Genomic DNA, 13578 nt, shown 5'->3' with positions numbered 1-13578 from the left:
ACTTCTCGGTCATCTTTCGGACAGGCCCCTAATAGGAGCGTGTTATGTCCATCACCAGATCGACCCTAGGGCGCATGAGCGCTGAACGGCGGGAGTCAGTCCTGCGTTCGCTCGCATCGATGCTGCAATACTCTGCGGGAGTAGCTAAGCTTCAACAGTATCCGAGTTGGAACGAGATGGAAGTGTTGGCTTCAGAGTTATTGCAAAACGCGGCCGCCGCTGCGCAGGAGAGCCCGGAGGCCACGGAAACAATCGTCGCGCAGGCGATCAGGCTCTTGAGTGATTTCGAGTTGCGTCATCCCTCCGGTGATTTTAGTTATCACTAAAGGATCGGGCGTGGGGTTAAGCTCGATGGGCGACTTGTCCCGATGAACTCGCCCGTATCATATTCCCGCGCCGGCTCCGCCCTGTGACCAGCCAACCTCACACCCAACGGTCGCCTGGATGATGCGGGGCCGGCGCCTTTCAACGATGTTGTGGCGGGACCCGAAAGCCGCAAGACTTGACTAGAGATGTCCTTTCAAAGCAGCCAGGCTCAAGTCACGCGCGTAAACCCCGAGCGGTGTTCCCCAGCCTCTTACGACGATACGGCTGCCTGGTGAAATGGTTGATCTGATGCTCTCATGAACATTGCACACCCGAGCGACAAGAAAAGGCATGTCTTCCAAGTGCACAGGAGCGCGGCAGATCCCTCCACCGTAATCGGTTGCTTTTTGTACAGTAAAAGGAAGCGCAACTTCACGGCCAGCGAAAATTGGGAGCAGCATCGGCCAAATTAATAGCATATTGCCTCCCACAAAGTAACCGACAAACGGACCGGCTATGATGGTGACGAGGCACTTCAGTTTGCTCACCCCAAGCCGTCTGCCGCCCTTCCAAAAAACCCAAACAAAAAGCGTGCCTCCGGCGTTGATCACAAGCTGATCGTGTGCGAGCTGCCTCAACGCCGGACATCGCTTGGCTAAGGCCGCCACCGCCAGTGTCGATCCATCACAGGTCCACAAGCGGCATGCCAATCTGTCCCCGCTGGCCGGTCAGCAGCGGGTAGGATCATGACATCGCGGACATGCCAGACGCGACATCGGCGGCCTGCCTTCTGGCGAACCGGCCCGGGGAGCAACCGAGCCTTTTGCTGAACGCCGTGCTGAAGGCGCTGGCGGATTCATAACCTATTTCGTCTGCGATCCGGTCGAGCGACTTTGTGCCGCTCAGCAGGGCCTGCTTGGCAATGGCGATGCGCCAGCGCGCCAGATATTCAATCGGCGCACAGCCAACAACCTCGTTGAATCGTGCGGCGAAGCCCGATCGCGACATGCCAGCTATTCCTGCAAGACCGGCGACCGTCCATCTCGCTCGAAGGTCTTCGTGGATGGCACGCAGGACACGGGCCATTGCGGCATCACGCAGCCCGTTCAATAAACCCGCCGACGCTGCGTTGTTTCCGACAATGTCCCACCTCAACGCTTCGACCAGCAGCGTCTCCAGCAAGCGCTGGATAATCAGCTCTTTGCCGGGATAGTCCGCAACGCACTCCTCGGACAGCAGTTCGATCACGCGGCCAAATCGCGTCCCGCGCCCGGCCGAAGCGGGAATATGAATTGCGTCGGGCAGTAACGCGAGCAGCAGCGGCGCGTTGACACTCTCGATCGAGAAGCTCCCGCCCAGCGCCTCGAAATCCGGTTCCCCTTCCTGCTCGCCGTGGCGAACAGCCTCACGCAGAGGTTCAGCGGCAATGCAGGCTGCGCCGGGTTCGCTGCATAGGGAGAACGCCGGCGTCGTCGGCAAGAGCAGGAAGTCGCCTTCGCCAATCCGAAGCGGTTTCCGATCACCCAACGTTACCCATGCTTCTCCGGTGAGCACGATCGTAAACCCAGGTGCGTCGTAGGATCTGTAGCGAACGCCCCATTGGCCGCGCCCGGAGATGGGCTTCGCTATCGCCGCTCTGGGGCGCAAGAGAGTGACAATATCACTGAGAGGGTCCATTTTGGACGATCCGTAAATATTGGTGGACACTGAATTATAGATGGTCCTCGGTTGAGTGTCTATTCCTATCGGGCAGCAACCAAGGAGACTGACATGACCAAGACGATCCTTATTACCGGGACATCATCCGGCTATGGCAAGGCCACTGCCGAACACTTCCTATCTCACGGGTGGAACGTCGTCGCGACCATGCGGCGTCCTGACCCTTCGCTGTTCGCCGAAAGCGACCATCTGCGCGTGCTGCCGCTTGATGTCACCAACGCCGACAGCATCGCCAGCCTTTTCGCATCGGCCGGCCCAATCGACGTGCTGGCGAACAATGCCGGTCTCGGCGGTGTCGGTGCATTCGAGGCGATGCCAATGTCCCTCATCCGACAGCTCTTCGAGACCAACACGATCGGCGTTATGGCGATGTGCCAAGCCATTATCCCGCAGATGCGCGAGCGTCGGTCGGGAACCATCATCAATGTCACATCGAGCGTCGCCCTGGGAGAATTTCCGCTCGCCGCAGCCTATACCGCGACCAAACAGGCCGTCGAAGGCTTCTCGGCTTCGCTCGCGCATGAGCTTGGTTATTTCGGGGTGCGCGTGAAGCTCGTCGAGCCCGGCTATGCGCCAACCACCCGGTTCGGGGCTAATGCCATCGTTCCTGTCTCGGACCTCCTTCCGGGCGGCTATGCAGACTTCGCACGGCCGATCCTTGAGGCATTCGCAAAACCTGCATTGACCACCAAGGAGAGCGATGTTGCGGAAGCAATTTGGCAAGCCGTTCACGATACCGAGAACCAGCTCCGCTTTCCCGCCGGAGCCGACGCTGTCTCGCTGGCTCAGGCACGCTAACGGGGGAGGGGGGCACACATGCGCTAACTGCTTTAGCTGCGGCCGCTCAAGGGATGATGATTAAGTTTGCTTCGCGCGCGCTTCGAGCCATTTTCGATCGATTGCTGCGGTGCCTGCGGCATTCTCAGGACAAAAGCCGCGAGACCGTCTCGATTAGCTTCTTCTCGTTGTAAGGTTTGTCGAGAACCGCATCGAACATGTCCGGGTGAGCTCGGCCTATGCTCCCCTGTGCGCCGCTGGTAAGGATCACGGGGATGTGGGCCAACTCCTCATCCGCGCGCATGGCCCGCGCCAGTTCCAGACCGGTCATCAGCGGCATCATGAAGTCGGTAACGACAAGCGACGGCCGCTTCTCTCGCACGAGAGCAAGTGCTGCCCTGCCGTGCGAAGCCGTGGCGACTTCATAACCGGCATCTTCCAGCATGATGGCCAGGACATCGGCGATCAGAAACTCATCCTCGGCGATTACGATCAGCGGCATCTGGTTCGGCTCATGCTCTCTCTCAAGCTTGTGGTTGCGGAACGACGAGGGTAGCTACGCCGGTTGTTGCTCCTGTCACGGGCTCGAGGGCGGTGATGACCGATAGCCCCTTCGACCCGAAAGCGACTTCACGGATGACGGGCTCATACTCCCTGTCCCTCACCTTCAACACCGAGATCGTGCGTTTGTAGCGGGATCCGAGTTCTACGTGGCGCAGCATCACCAGATTATCCAGGAGGCTTGAGATTTCCGAACCGGGGGCTGTCACCGTCGGGCCGAACAGGTCCCGCAATTCCCAGGTCGCAATGGTAGTAACCCCCAAAGCCCGGATTTCGTTCGTCAGCGCTGCGAAAAATTCAACGAGACGGGAGGGATGGACGGCCGCGCGCTCGAAGCCGCCGAGACCGTCGATCAGAAGCCGTTTGACACCGCGCGACCGGATCGCATCGAGGAGCCGATGACCGAGCTTGTCGAGCAGGTTTTCCGTCATTGGATTCCAGATCACCTCCAGGGCCCCAGACTTCATCGGCGTTTCCAGATCGATCCCAAGAGCGCCGGCCTTTCTCAACAAGCGGGCAGGGGTCTCGTAGAACCCAAAATGCAACGCCGGCTCGTCCACGCTCGCCTTGCTGAGGAAGTTCAGCCCCAATGAGGTCTTGCCGCTTCCGGACGGGCCAAACACGAGCGACACGGAACTCTCAGGCAAACCTCCCCCCAGCATTGCGTCAAAGCCCGCAGTTCCCGATGCCATCAGCGCTGATCCAGGGGCGTCCTCAACCGTGGTAGTCGAGAGAATGGCTTCCAGACGGGGATAGGCAATCAATCCTGCAGAAGTGATCTCGAACTGGTGGTAGCCGCCAAGCGCCGCACTTCCCCTCGATTTCCTGACCTGCAGACGACGGACGGAGCGCACGCCGACAAGTTCGTTGTGAAGCTCAATGACACCGTCGACCATGGTGTGCTCGGGACTGTCTTCGGCAATGCGCGTGCTGGTCAAGAAGAGCACGGTGCAGCCGGCGAAGGCAGCCTGGCTCTGGACCTCGGCCACGAATGTCTTCACATCGAGATTGGTATCGGCGCGGTCGCTGGCGTTGAGCAGGCCGTCAAAGACCAGCAGGGTCGCGCCCTGCCTGGCGATCTCCTGGCGGATGAGAGTGACAACCGCCGAAAGTCCTTCGTCGCGTAGCGTCTGGAACACGCTGACGTAGGAGATGCTCATACCAAGTTGCGCCCGATCGAAGAAGTCGAGGGTGCCGAGCGCCTGAAACAGTCGGTCATGGGTCTCTGCTAGCAATGTGACGTAAAGGACCTTGCCGCCCCGAGCGACGTTGGCGAACGCTACCTGGTTGGAGAAGATCGTCTTGCCCGCGCCAGGATGACCCTGGACGATATAGGACGCCCCTTCGACGAGGCCGCCGCCGAGAATGGTGTCGAGGCGGGGGATACCAGTGGACAGTCTTGGAAGGTCATGCATGGAATGGTCATCCGGAAGCAGAAGTGGTGGCACCTAGGTCCAGCCGACGATATTGCAATGGCTGCCGCCGGACAAAGGCTTTATTTCCACAAACAGGGCGCTATTATTCAAGCGAAGGGTGCGAACCCTCTCGTTCAGGTTCTTTTCGATTCACATCCTGGGGTTCGTGGACGTTAATGGCAGACAATGACTTCAAGGGTGAGGGCGGTAGCGCCGAAGACCGTCTTCAGCAGCTTGAGGCAGGAGTGAGGGCAGCGCAGCCCGGACATGATGCGGCGGCTTTCCTCGCGGCAATCGTTGAATCCTCTGACGACGCCATCATCAGCAAATCCCTCCAGGGGATCATTACGACCTGGAACAAGAGCGCAGAGCGGGTTTTCGGCTACACGGCCGAGGAAGCCGTCGGACGGCCGATCACCATGCTGATCCCTCAGGACCGGATGGACGAAGAGCCGACCATCCTGGCGCGGATCAGCGCAGGCGAGCGGGTCGACCATTTCGAGACGATCCGCCGTCGCAAGGACGGCACCTTAATCGACATCTCCCTGACGATTTCGCCGATCCGCGACGGTAACGGCAGGATCATCGGCGCATCGAAGATCGCCCGCGATATCTCGGATCGCAGACGGGCGGCGCAGCATCAGGATCTGCTGCTTCGGGAGATGCACCACCGGGTAAAGAACCTGTTTGCGATCACCGGCAGCATCATCACGTTGGCGGCGAGGACGGCGCAGACGCCGGCAGAGCTCGCCACCGGCATGAAGGATCGGCTTGTGGCTCTCTCCAGGGCGCACGAGATGACCCTGCCGAGCTTCACCGGCGGCGAAGCCTTCGTCGAGCAATCGACAACCCTCTTCACCCTCCTCTCCAGCCTGCTGTCTCCCTTCGAAGACGAGGGAAGTCGGCGATGGCAGTTGCATGGCGAAGATGCGCAGATCAGCGCCGACAGGGTCACGAGCCTGGCACTGCTGTTTCATGAATATGCCACCAACGCGGTCAAATACGGCGCGCTTTCCGTGCCGGAAGGGCGGCTGGACGTTACCTTGACCTCCAGACCCGACAGTTTCGAAGTCGCCTGGCGGGAAACGAACGCTGCACCAGGCTCAGAAACAAAAGACACGGAGAAGGGCTTCGGAACGACGCTCGAACAGATGGTGGTTCGGACGTTGAATGCGCAGGTATCTCGGGATTGGCATCCTGATGGGCTTCTCATCAGGTTAACCGTCCCGCGGGATGCCTTCGCATCTCCATCTTAGGTGAGGCTACTGCCGGGGAACGCAAATGCCTCGCCGGCATTCTTTTTGCTCGGCAAGGGCGACTTGGGCTTCCCGCGACGATGGTGCTGGCACTACAATACGGGCGATGCCGAGCGACGAAATGCCGGGAGCGCGATATTACGGAAGAAGACGGCCGATGATGTTGGAGGACCTTTACCGCCTGTTGAGGAGCGGCCACGTCCAGGCGCAGGGTGTGGTCGACACCATGAGCCAGCCCGTTATCGTCCTCGACCATCGGTTCTATGTCACGACCGCCAACAACGCCTTCATCAAGACCTTCCAGGTCAAGCGGGACGATCTGCTGGGAGAAAGCCTGTTCGATCTGGGCGACGGGCAGTGGGATATTCCGGAACTTCGTGAACTGATCGCCGGGGTCATCCCAAAATCTGTCGCCGTCATCGGCTTCGAGGTGAAACACGATTTCCCGGGAATTGGTCAGCTCACCTTCCTGGTCGACGCGCGGCGCCTTGTCCATCCTGACGACAGCAGTACCAATCTTGGTGATGTTCGAGGATGTCACCGAGCGTAAGCGCCACGACGCGGAGATGGATTTTATCCTTTCCGAAACCCGTCATCGGATGAAGAACCTGTTCGCGGTCGTGCGAGCGCTGGCCTTGCAGACCGAGGTGGAAGGCCACACCGCCGCCGAATATCGCCAGGCGTTCCTTGGCCGCCTTGATGTCACGCTGCGTGCTCAGGAAATCGCCGCCCGCAACGAAGGGGCGGACCTTCAGGACCTGTTGCAGCAGGCGGTGGGCGAGGCCTGGAGCGAACGGATCAGCCGTAGGGGACCAGCCGTTCATCTCGGCCCCTCGAAGATCCTTGCCGCCAGCATGATTTTCCACGAGCTTGCCACCAATGCCGCGAAATACGGAGCGCTGTCAGCAAGTGAAGGCAGCGTCCTGGTGTCCTGGACTTTGGAACAGGGGCTGACGGGCAGAAACGACCTGAATTGCCGATGGTTGGAACGGGGTGGTCCCGTCGTCGAGCCCCCCAAGCGCAAAGGCTATGGAACCGAGATGATCGAAGGCACCGCAGCCCATCTTGGCGGTCGCGTGGAACTTTCCTATGACGCGGAAGGTTTGAGCGCGACGATCAGGATCCCGTTGTGAGCTTTATGAACCAACCCGACGCTTCCTCAGTATATCCCCGCACCATTCTCGTCGTCGAGGACGAGTTCTTTATTGCTTTGGAAATCAAGACCGCGCTGACGTCAGCGGGATTTAATGTGCTGGGGCCGGCCGCCTCCGTCGATCATGCGCTCGAACTGCTGCATGACACGAAGCCCAATGCGGCCGTTCTCGATGTCGATCTCGGGGGTGAGCGGGTGACGCCGGTTGCGCTACAGCTGAAGGCTCTCGGTATTCCGTTTGTGCTCGCAAGTGCGGCTGACGCGGCCGCACTTGCCCAGAATGCGGCCTTGGCGGGTGTCCGCAACCTTGGCAAGCCGGCCGACATGCGACAGCTCGCAGCGGCAGTAGCGGACATCGCCATGGCGTGAGAACGACCACGCTCGCTCGTCAGGCCCATTCAGGGGTGTTAGCGAGTGATGAACCCGGTCGGTTTCGCTGAAACCTTCGTCCGGCTTCGACGTTCTGACAATCAAGTCAGCAAACAGGGTGAGCCGTGATTGAAGCCAAGCCGTCAGACATTCATGGGGACAAGCCTGCCGCGGCGTCGACACAAGGGATGGTCGATCACAAGGAACTCGCCGCCTTCGCGTTTCAGCGTACCCGGATGCCGATCGTGGTCGCCGATGCCCGTCAGCCCGATTACCCGATCGTCCTCGCAAACGACGCTTTCCTTCACCTGACCGGGTATTCTGCCGACGAGCTCGTCGGTCGGAACTGCCGGCTCCTGCAGGGAGAAGATACATCGAGAGAGGCTGTCGCGGAGATACGCGCCATCATCGCCGCGGAGCGCGAGGGCACAGTCGAAATCCTCAACTATCGGAAAGACGGCAGTGCCTTCTGGAACCAGCTTCATCTGAGCCCCATCAGGGACGACGATGGTCGCCTGGCCTATTATTTCGCGTCGCAAATCGATGTCACCGAATATCGGAAGGTCCAGACGCTCGAAGAGGCGGAGCACCGTTTGCTGCTGGAGGTGGACCACAGGACGAAGAACGTTCTGGCGATCGTCGACAGCATCGTGCGCCTGACCCGCTCCGACAATGCCGCCACGTACGCTGCCTCCGTGCAGCAGCGGGTCCAGGCGCTTGCCAGAACGCACATGCTGCTGGCCGAGAACGGCTGGCAGCAGGCCTCGCTCCACGACATCATATCGCTGCAGGTTAGCATCTACGGGGATAAGCACGTCGAGATCAGCGGCCCGTCGGTCATGGTTCCCGCGCCGTCGGTCCAGCCACTCGGACTGGCAGTGCATGAGCTTGCCGCAAACGCGGCAGTCCATGGAGCGCTTTCGCATCCTGACGGCAGCCTGACGATCACCTGGCGGCACGCGGAAGACAACGGCCTTACTATCGAATGGCGCGAGCAGGGCATCAGGGAGAAGGACGATGCGCCGCGGAAGGGCTTCGGTACCGTTCTGGTTGGTGCCGTGCTGGAGAAGCAACTCGGCGGCACAATAAGCCGGGAGTGGGGCGACCAGGGCCTTCGCGTCGCGGTCAAGCTGCCGTCGCTGAACCGTGTCGGCGCCAGCCTCAGATCCAAACCCTGAAAGCACGTATTTCAATGTAACGCCCCATCGCGGAGAACGATGTTGAACACTGAAGTCCCGAAGCTACGAGAACTCGGTGAACCCGAGCGACAGGCTGTTCTCGAACGCCTTGCCGTCACGCTGGAGCGAACCGCGAAATGGGCGGGTGACGAAGGAGACGAGGCACTGGAAATGGTCATGGCTTCGGTGGGTCGGGCCCTGCTGTCTGTCGCGAACGACATCTCTTCCAGCGAAGACATCCTTCTTGCCGAAGATGTGGCGATCCGCGTGCTCGGTCTGATGACAACGTTCCATTGCAGACACCCCCACTATCCCCTCGGGCCGGCGCTGCATTGATGAAGGTATTTATCTACGGCACCCTCAAACGCGGCTTTCCGCTCTTTGAAAAGGGGCTTGTCGGTGCGCGATACCTTGATGACGTCGAGACTGTTGAGCCCTATCCCCTTTACATCGCAGCATCATTTTATGGCCCGATGATGCTGAACCGCCGGGGGGCTGCGTGTTCGCGGCGAGTTGTTCGAAATGGAGGAGGATCGTCTACACGTTCTCGACGAGCTTGAGGACGTCGACGACAAAACCAGCTTTCGCAGCGGCATTGAAGTCGCATCGGTCGGGGGCGGGATATTACGACGGCGATTGGCTTTATGAAAACCGACAAGTGGCTTGATCCGCTTCACTCCAGCTATCTTGCGGACTATCAGGACAGGCGGTTCGTGCCACCCTGGGAGCGGTAGCTTTAAGGTCTGGAAGAATTGGATGTGTTTCACGTCAGGCGCAAGAAGTCGTTGTCGCTGCGTCTGCCCTCTCAGCCAGCTTTTGCAGCAAGGACATGAGATGATCATTGCCCTCCTGCGGAACAGCGAACACCGGCCTGCGCAGCTGGCGCGAGGCTTCCTCGTATATGGCGTAGTTAGCCATCAACTTGGCAAGTCTGCAGCAGATTGGGTCATGCGAACTCAGCCACTTTCATGTTGACCTCCATTTGCTGTTGCGATTTCCGGGCGGTCAGCTTTTTCGGGAAACCCGACGGCTGCTATCGGCCTTGCCCTTTGCCGAAGATGTCTTCGCGTCATAAGCCTGGCCAAAGTTCGTGCCGCCGAGATGGCCGCCGCCACTGGTGTTCTTCACCTGGCGCACTGCTCTCTGGATCTGCTGTTCGGCGCTGGTCTTTTTCATATGAGATTCCTTTTCAACAAAAAAGGCCGAGGACATCCCTCGACCTTTCGACATGCGGTCAATGCCAGTACATCCGTGTCAATGACCGATCATCGGTCAGGCTGCCCGAAGATTTTCGGCAGCGCTTTTGCCTGAGCGGCCATCGGCGACGATGTCGTAGCTCAATTTCTGGCCCTCGGAGATGAAGCTCATCCCGGCGCGTTCGACCGCCGAGATGTGAACAAAGATGTCCTTGGAGCCGTCAGTCGGCTGGATAAAGCCGAAGCCTTTGGTGGTGTTGAAAAACTTTACGATGCCGGTGTTCATGACGATTATCCTTTCAATCGCACGATTAGTCGCTGCCCGGCGAGAATCGCCGACAGTCATTTGATCGATGTCTGAAAGAAAAGATCCGCCAGCTGCGCTCAAGCGCAAAGCAAAGCTCTAAAAGCAAATTCGATAATCCAATATATAATCGGAATGTCGCGTTCTGCAAGAACGCGGAGGTTTTTATTTTGTACACCGGTCTCTTAAGGAATTTTGCGAGCGTCACCCGTCATGACTTTCCTGATGCTGAGACCGGGCATATTTGCTGCTAAATAGACCCAGTAGGCCTGTTTGCGGAGGCTCATCCGCATTCCAGTCTTGAACCAGTAGCCAACAGGGAACTCGCTTCCTCAGGAGAAGAGGCGCAGGCGACAAACGGCGAGCGCAGTGGACGTAGCGGTTGATTACAGACGGCGGAAAACGCCAGCGATTATGGTTTCGCTTGGGTCACGCCAATCACGCCAAAGATGCGAGCAAGGGTCGCGTTGTGGAGCGCCGGCAGCGGCACGACCACTTTGCTCTTTGAGAGGAAACAGGGCCGATCTCCTCCGCCCCGTGGTTTGGGGCAGCGGGACGGGATTCCGCAAACATTCGTCCTGCTATGTCAAGCCGTAGATCTGAGAGCCGATTTCGCCCCTAGACTCGATCAAGCCCAGGTCCTGAGCTGCGAAGGCTGTCTTCAGCCCGGCATGTCTGGGGCTGCTACGCCATTCTGCTTCATCAAGGTGTTGCAGGAGCCTTGCGAGCCGGTTCGCACGTGTCGGCGTAAATCCGGGAACGTTAGACCCATCCGAACGAGTAGAAGCGCGAATGGTTTTGGAAGCTTTACCCCTCAAGGCGCTCCTCCGTCGTTCAGGCGGGAGCACTTGGAAACCCTGAGCCGCCACTGCCTGGGAAGTCGTGACGGTTCCCGATTATGGAGACCCCGTGAGAAAGCGCAAGCGGACCGAAAGGTTTGTACGCGAACGCACCGAGTCGCGCCGCCCAGGTCACCCGCCTTTGCAAGCGTTTCGACAGGGTAGGGCTTCGTGATTGGTCCGGGGACTGTCAGCCGAATTGATTCGCTAATGTTCTGGATATGTGAGCAGGTAGTAACTGCCCGGTGCGGCCCGTTCCTGGGGACCGACCTCTGAGCTTTTTGGAGCCCGCAAAGCACCCCCTTTGCGGGCTCCTTTCGTCGGCACGGGCTGTAGCGTCAGGCGAGTAATTGGTCCATCAACGAGTTGAAGAGAAGGACGATCGCGCAGGCGGCGCGTCAGCAGACGTAACTGAAGCTCTTGTTAAAGCGGAAATTGTACCCATATATCTCTAATCGACCAATGATTGTTATGTCGAGCTGGAGCAAGTCTCCGCCCGGATTTCCCTTCAAAAGATCGATCTGTCCGGCAAGTGTCGCCGGGGACACGCCGGGTTTAGCCGTTCCCGTGAGCGTCATTTTTTTGTTGGCGGCCTTACCCCAAACAGAAGGAGGACAAGATGTCTTCCAATCAGTATCCCGCGTGTATCTCGCAAAACTTGGTGCGAATAAGTGCATTCGGCTATCATGAACAAGCAATGATCGCTGACTGCGTGTTAACGACGGCCGTCGTGCGAAAGCTGCCTCTGGCGAGCATAGGGCCCTCTTCCACGTCTCAGTGGAAAGCTCGAGCGCCGACGACGGCATAAAAATCATGCCGGAATGCGCAACCTCTCAACAGACGAAATCAAAGCGCAGCAAGCTGACAAAGTGGCAACCCGCATAAATTGCGGCGGATCAGTCGGTTTGTTGCCACGGCCCCTGCTCAAAGGAATCATAATGAACTACACATTCCGCCAATCTGCGGAAAAGCTGTTTCGTGCTGCCGAGATAGGCTCAAACGCGGAGAAACTCACGGCTCTGAGAAAGGGAATGCAGCTGCGACTGCGCGAGCTGCGAGAAACGGAGCGCACCGTCAGGGAAGCCAGCCGGGTCAATGCTCAGTCTCCTTCTGCAACGTGGAGGACAACCCCTTGAACCAGTTCGACTACACAGGCGTGGCAGGCCTGTATTCGGGCAAATCTCTCCGCGGGAGCAGGGGGCCACGTTACCGGCGTTTTGAGACGGCGGCCGAGGCTCTGCGTTTCGCGGTTGAAGACATGCCCAGCGCACAACAACTAGGTTCTCTCCTCGAAGTCGATGAGGCGCGGTTCGACCATAGACAGATCCGGGCGCTTTACGACGCGCCGGCGTATCCGCTGGCGCGCCGCATCAAGTAATTCCCCGTCTCCCGGCTCTTGCTACGTGCGGCGCTTATCCCAGGACGCAATAGGTATAGTTTGACCTCAATTAAACCGTCGGCCAGCCCAGGCGCTGATCCCGAATTGGCTTGGCTCAAGATCATCGCCGGCTACCGCAAGCCTATGTTGGCGCGAAGTGTGTACGAGCTTGCCGTGACCCTCATCCCGTTCGCGCTTCTGTAGGCCACTGCGGCGATCGCGCTGCAGTTCGAATACTGGATTGGCCTACTCCTGATCATTCGTGCGGCTGGCTTTCTGCTACGCATCTTCATGCTGCAGCATGACTGCGGGCACGGTTCGTTCTTTGGCAAACGACGCTTGGACGATTGGACCGGCCGCGTACTCGGTATCCTGACGCTCACACCCTACGACTACTGGCGACGCGCGCACAACGAACATCATGCCTCTGCCGGGAACCTGGATGAGCGCGGCGTTGGCGACATAACAACCCTCACGGTATCTGAGTATCGCAATCTGACTCCGAGGGGACAGCTTGGCTATCGCTTGTATCAGAATCCGTTCGTGATGTTCGGGATCGGCCCCGCCTTTCTGTTTCTCCTCAAGCAGAGGCTACCGTTCGGGATGATGCGCTCGGGCGCTCTGCCCTGGGTCTCGACCATGGCAACAAACGTCGCCGTTACCGTGTTGACGGCGCTATTAATCTGGAGCGTCGGGATTATCCCCTTCCTCTTGATCCATCTGCCGATCGTCCTCATTGCCGGATCCGCAGGCGTCTGGCTGTTCTACGTCCAGCATCAGTTCGAGGATACGCACTGGTCGAGACCACCGGTCTGGGCTTTCCCTTACGCTGCCATGCATGGGGCCTCACACTATGATCTGCCGCGCCCCTTGCGGTGGGTGAGCGGCAACATCGGCATGCATCATATTCATCATCTCTCCAGCCGGGTGCCGTTCTATCGGCTGCCTGAGGTGCTTCGAGACCATCCCGAGCTTGCAGATGTCGGCCGCATCAGCATTCGCGACAGTCTGGCCTGCGTCAAACTTGTTCTCTGGGATGAGAAACGGCAGCGACTGATTTCCTTTCGGGAGGCAAAGATGGCGTGATAGCAGCCTGTTGATAGCCTGGTTACCGCTCTTGTCGTTTC

Annotated in this window: 16 protein-coding genes and 1 pseudogene; 11 read left to right on the top strand and 6 right to left on the bottom strand. The window is 58.9% G+C overall.

The features are described from left to right. Positions 1-44 precede the first annotated feature (44 nt). Complete coding sequence (locus FHX15_RS26585; RefSeq protein WP_184401340.1) at positions 45-326, top strand: hypothetical protein; 282 nt, start codon at positions 45-47, stop codon at positions 324-326. Positions 327-506: 180 nt separating this feature from the next. Here FHX15_RS26585 and FHX15_RS26580 read toward each other — a convergent pair whose 3' ends face one another. Then, positions 507-944, bottom strand: a complete 438-nt coding sequence (locus FHX15_RS26580; RefSeq protein WP_184401339.1) for a hypothetical protein — start codon at positions 942-944, stop codon at positions 507-509. A 106-nt stretch (positions 945-1050) separates the two neighbouring features. Beyond that, positions 1051-1983: an AraC family transcriptional regulator gene (locus FHX15_RS26575; protein WP_184401338.1), complete on the bottom strand. Its 933-nt coding sequence runs from the start codon at positions 1981-1983 to the stop codon at positions 1051-1053. A 93-nt stretch (positions 1984-2076) separates the two neighbouring features. Here FHX15_RS26575 and FHX15_RS26570 point away from each other — a divergent pair, with 93 nt between their 5' ends. Continuing rightward, a complete protein-coding gene (locus FHX15_RS26570) occupies positions 2077-2823 on the top strand; it encodes an SDR family oxidoreductase (protein WP_184401337.1) in 747 nt (248 codons plus the stop codon). Positions 2824-2947: 124 nt separating this feature from the next. Here the strand turns inward: FHX15_RS26570 and FHX15_RS26565 are convergent, their stop codons facing one another. Both FHX15_RS26565 and FHX15_RS26560 read right to left on the bottom strand, forming a co-directional pair. Next, positions 2948-3304 (bottom strand): response regulator, encoded by a 357-nt coding sequence (locus tag FHX15_RS26565; protein WP_184401336.1) that lies wholly within the window; start codon positions 3302-3304, stop codon positions 2948-2950. A gap of 22 nt (positions 3305-3326) precedes the next feature. Next, on the bottom strand, positions 3327-4778 hold the full coding sequence (locus FHX15_RS26560; RefSeq protein ID WP_184401335.1) for an ATPase domain-containing protein: 1452 nt from the start codon (positions 4776-4778) through the stop codon (positions 3327-3329). Between the two features lie 176 nt (positions 4779-4954). On the opposite strand from FHX15_RS26560, the gene FHX15_RS26555 reads away from it, so the two are divergent. The 7 genes from FHX15_RS26555 to FHX15_RS31840 all read left to right on the top strand — a co-directional run bounded on the left by FHX15_RS26555 (position 4955) and on the right by FHX15_RS31840 (position 9294). Beyond that, complete coding sequence (locus FHX15_RS26555) at positions 4955-6034, top strand: PAS domain S-box protein (protein ID WP_184401334.1); 1080 nt, start codon at positions 4955-4957, stop codon at positions 6032-6034. A gap of 157 nt (positions 6035-6191) precedes the next feature. Then, positions 6192-6584 (top strand): PAS domain-containing protein, encoded by a 393-nt coding sequence (locus tag FHX15_RS31625; RefSeq protein ID WP_312861915.1) that lies wholly within the window; start codon positions 6192-6194, stop codon positions 6582-6584. Continuing rightward, positions 6559-7167: a sensor histidine kinase gene (locus FHX15_RS31620; RefSeq protein WP_312861923.1), complete on the top strand. Its 609-nt coding sequence runs from the start codon at positions 6559-6561 to the stop codon at positions 7165-7167. The genes FHX15_RS31625 and FHX15_RS31620 overlap by 26 nt, the downstream gene beginning before the upstream one ends. 5 nt (positions 7168-7172) lie before the next feature. Beyond that, positions 7173-7556, top strand: a complete 384-nt coding sequence (locus FHX15_RS26545) for a response regulator (protein ID WP_184401398.1) — start codon at positions 7173-7175, stop codon at positions 7554-7556. A 125-nt stretch (positions 7557-7681) separates the two neighbouring features. Continuing rightward, entirely contained in the window at positions 7682-8734 is a 1053-nt protein-coding gene (locus FHX15_RS26540; RefSeq protein WP_184401333.1) for a PAS domain-containing protein, read from the top strand. 39 nt (positions 8735-8773) lie between these two features. Beyond that, positions 8774-9070, top strand: coding sequence for a hypothetical protein (locus FHX15_RS26535; RefSeq protein WP_184401332.1), 297 nt, complete (start codon positions 8774-8776; stop codon positions 9068-9070). Further along, positions 9070-9294 carry a gamma-glutamylcyclotransferase gene (locus FHX15_RS31840; RefSeq protein ID WP_184401331.1) on the top strand — a complete coding sequence of 75 codons (225 nt, stop codon included), beginning with the start codon at positions 9070-9072 and terminating at the stop codon, positions 9292-9294. The genes FHX15_RS26535 and FHX15_RS31840 overlap by 1 nt, the downstream gene beginning before the upstream one ends. A 445-nt stretch (positions 9295-9739) precedes the next feature. Here the strand turns inward: FHX15_RS31840 and FHX15_RS26525 are convergent, their stop codons facing one another. Together FHX15_RS26525 and FHX15_RS26520 are read right to left on the bottom strand one after the other, a co-directional pair. Continuing rightward, a complete protein-coding gene (locus FHX15_RS26525) occupies positions 9740-9910 on the bottom strand; it encodes a hypothetical protein (RefSeq protein WP_184401330.1) in 171 nt (56 codons plus the stop codon). 96 nt (positions 9911-10006) lie between these two features. Beyond that, positions 10007-10216: a cold-shock protein gene (locus FHX15_RS26520; protein WP_184401397.1), complete on the bottom strand. Its 210-nt coding sequence runs from the start codon at positions 10214-10216 to the stop codon at positions 10007-10009. Positions 10217-12205: 1989 nt separating this feature from the next. Between FHX15_RS26520 and FHX15_RS26515 the strand changes: the two genes are divergently transcribed. After that, the gene (locus FHX15_RS26515) at positions 12206-12451 is read left to right on the top strand and encodes a hypothetical protein (RefSeq protein ID WP_184401329.1); all 246 of its coding nucleotides are present in this window, start codon (positions 12206-12208) and stop codon (positions 12449-12451) included. Positions 12452-12511: 60 nt separating this feature from the next. Next, a pseudogene (locus tag FHX15_RS26510) lies at positions 12512-13537 on the top strand (fatty acid desaturase). The last annotated feature ends 41 nt before the right edge of the window (positions 13538-13578 follow it).

The organism is Rhizobium sp. BK650, assembly GCF_014195325.1.
In the GTDB taxonomy this organism is placed as follows: Bacteria; Pseudomonadota; Alphaproteobacteria; order Rhizobiales; family Rhizobiaceae; genus Rhizobium.
The sequence above is the reverse complement of the archived record's forward strand: the minus strand, read 5'-3'. Positions and strand labels throughout refer to the sequence as shown.

Bases quoted from the DNA above. Each gene is read 5' to 3' on its own strand.
- FHX15_RS26585 (WP_184401340.1), top strand. From the start codon at position 45: ATGTCCATCACCAGATCGACCCTAGGGCGCATGAGCGCTGAACGGCGG.
- FHX15_RS26575 (WP_184401338.1), bottom strand. From the start codon at position 1,983: ATGGACCCTCTCAGTGATATTGTCACTCTCTTGCGCCCCAGAGCGGCG.
- FHX15_RS26570 (WP_184401337.1), top strand. From the start codon at position 2,077: ATGACCAAGACGATCCTTATTACCGGGACATCATCCGGCTATGGCAAG.
- FHX15_RS26565 (WP_184401336.1), bottom strand. From the start codon at position 3,304: ATGCCGCTGATCGTAATCGCCGAGGATGAGTTTCTGATCGCCGATGTC.
- FHX15_RS26560 (WP_184401335.1), bottom strand. From the start codon at position 4,778: ATGCATGACCTTCCAAGACTGTCCACTGGTATCCCCCGCCTCGACACC.
- FHX15_RS26555 (WP_184401334.1), top strand. From the start codon at position 4,955: ATGGCAGACAATGACTTCAAGGGTGAGGGCGGTAGCGCCGAAGACCGT.
- FHX15_RS31625 (WP_312861915.1), top strand. From the start codon at position 6,192: ATGATGTTGGAGGACCTTTACCGCCTGTTGAGGAGCGGCCACGTCCAG.
- FHX15_RS31620 (WP_312861923.1), top strand. From the start codon at position 6,559: ATGTTCGAGGATGTCACCGAGCGTAAGCGCCACGACGCGGAGATGGAT.
- FHX15_RS26545 (WP_184401398.1), top strand. From the start codon at position 7,173: ATGAACCAACCCGACGCTTCCTCAGTATATCCCCGCACCATTCTCGTC.
- FHX15_RS26535 (WP_184401332.1), top strand. From the start codon at position 8,774: ATGTTGAACACTGAAGTCCCGAAGCTACGAGAACTCGGTGAACCCGAG.
- FHX15_RS31840 (WP_184401331.1), top strand. From the start codon at position 9,070: ATGAAGGTATTTATCTACGGCACCCTCAAACGCGGCTTTCCGCTCTTT.
- FHX15_RS26525 (WP_184401330.1), bottom strand. From the start codon at position 9,910: ATGAAAAAGACCAGCGCCGAACAGCAGATCCAGAGAGCAGTGCGCCAG.
- FHX15_RS26520 (WP_184401397.1), bottom strand. From the start codon at position 10,216: ATGAACACCGGCATCGTAAAGTTTTTCAACACCACCAAAGGCTTCGGC.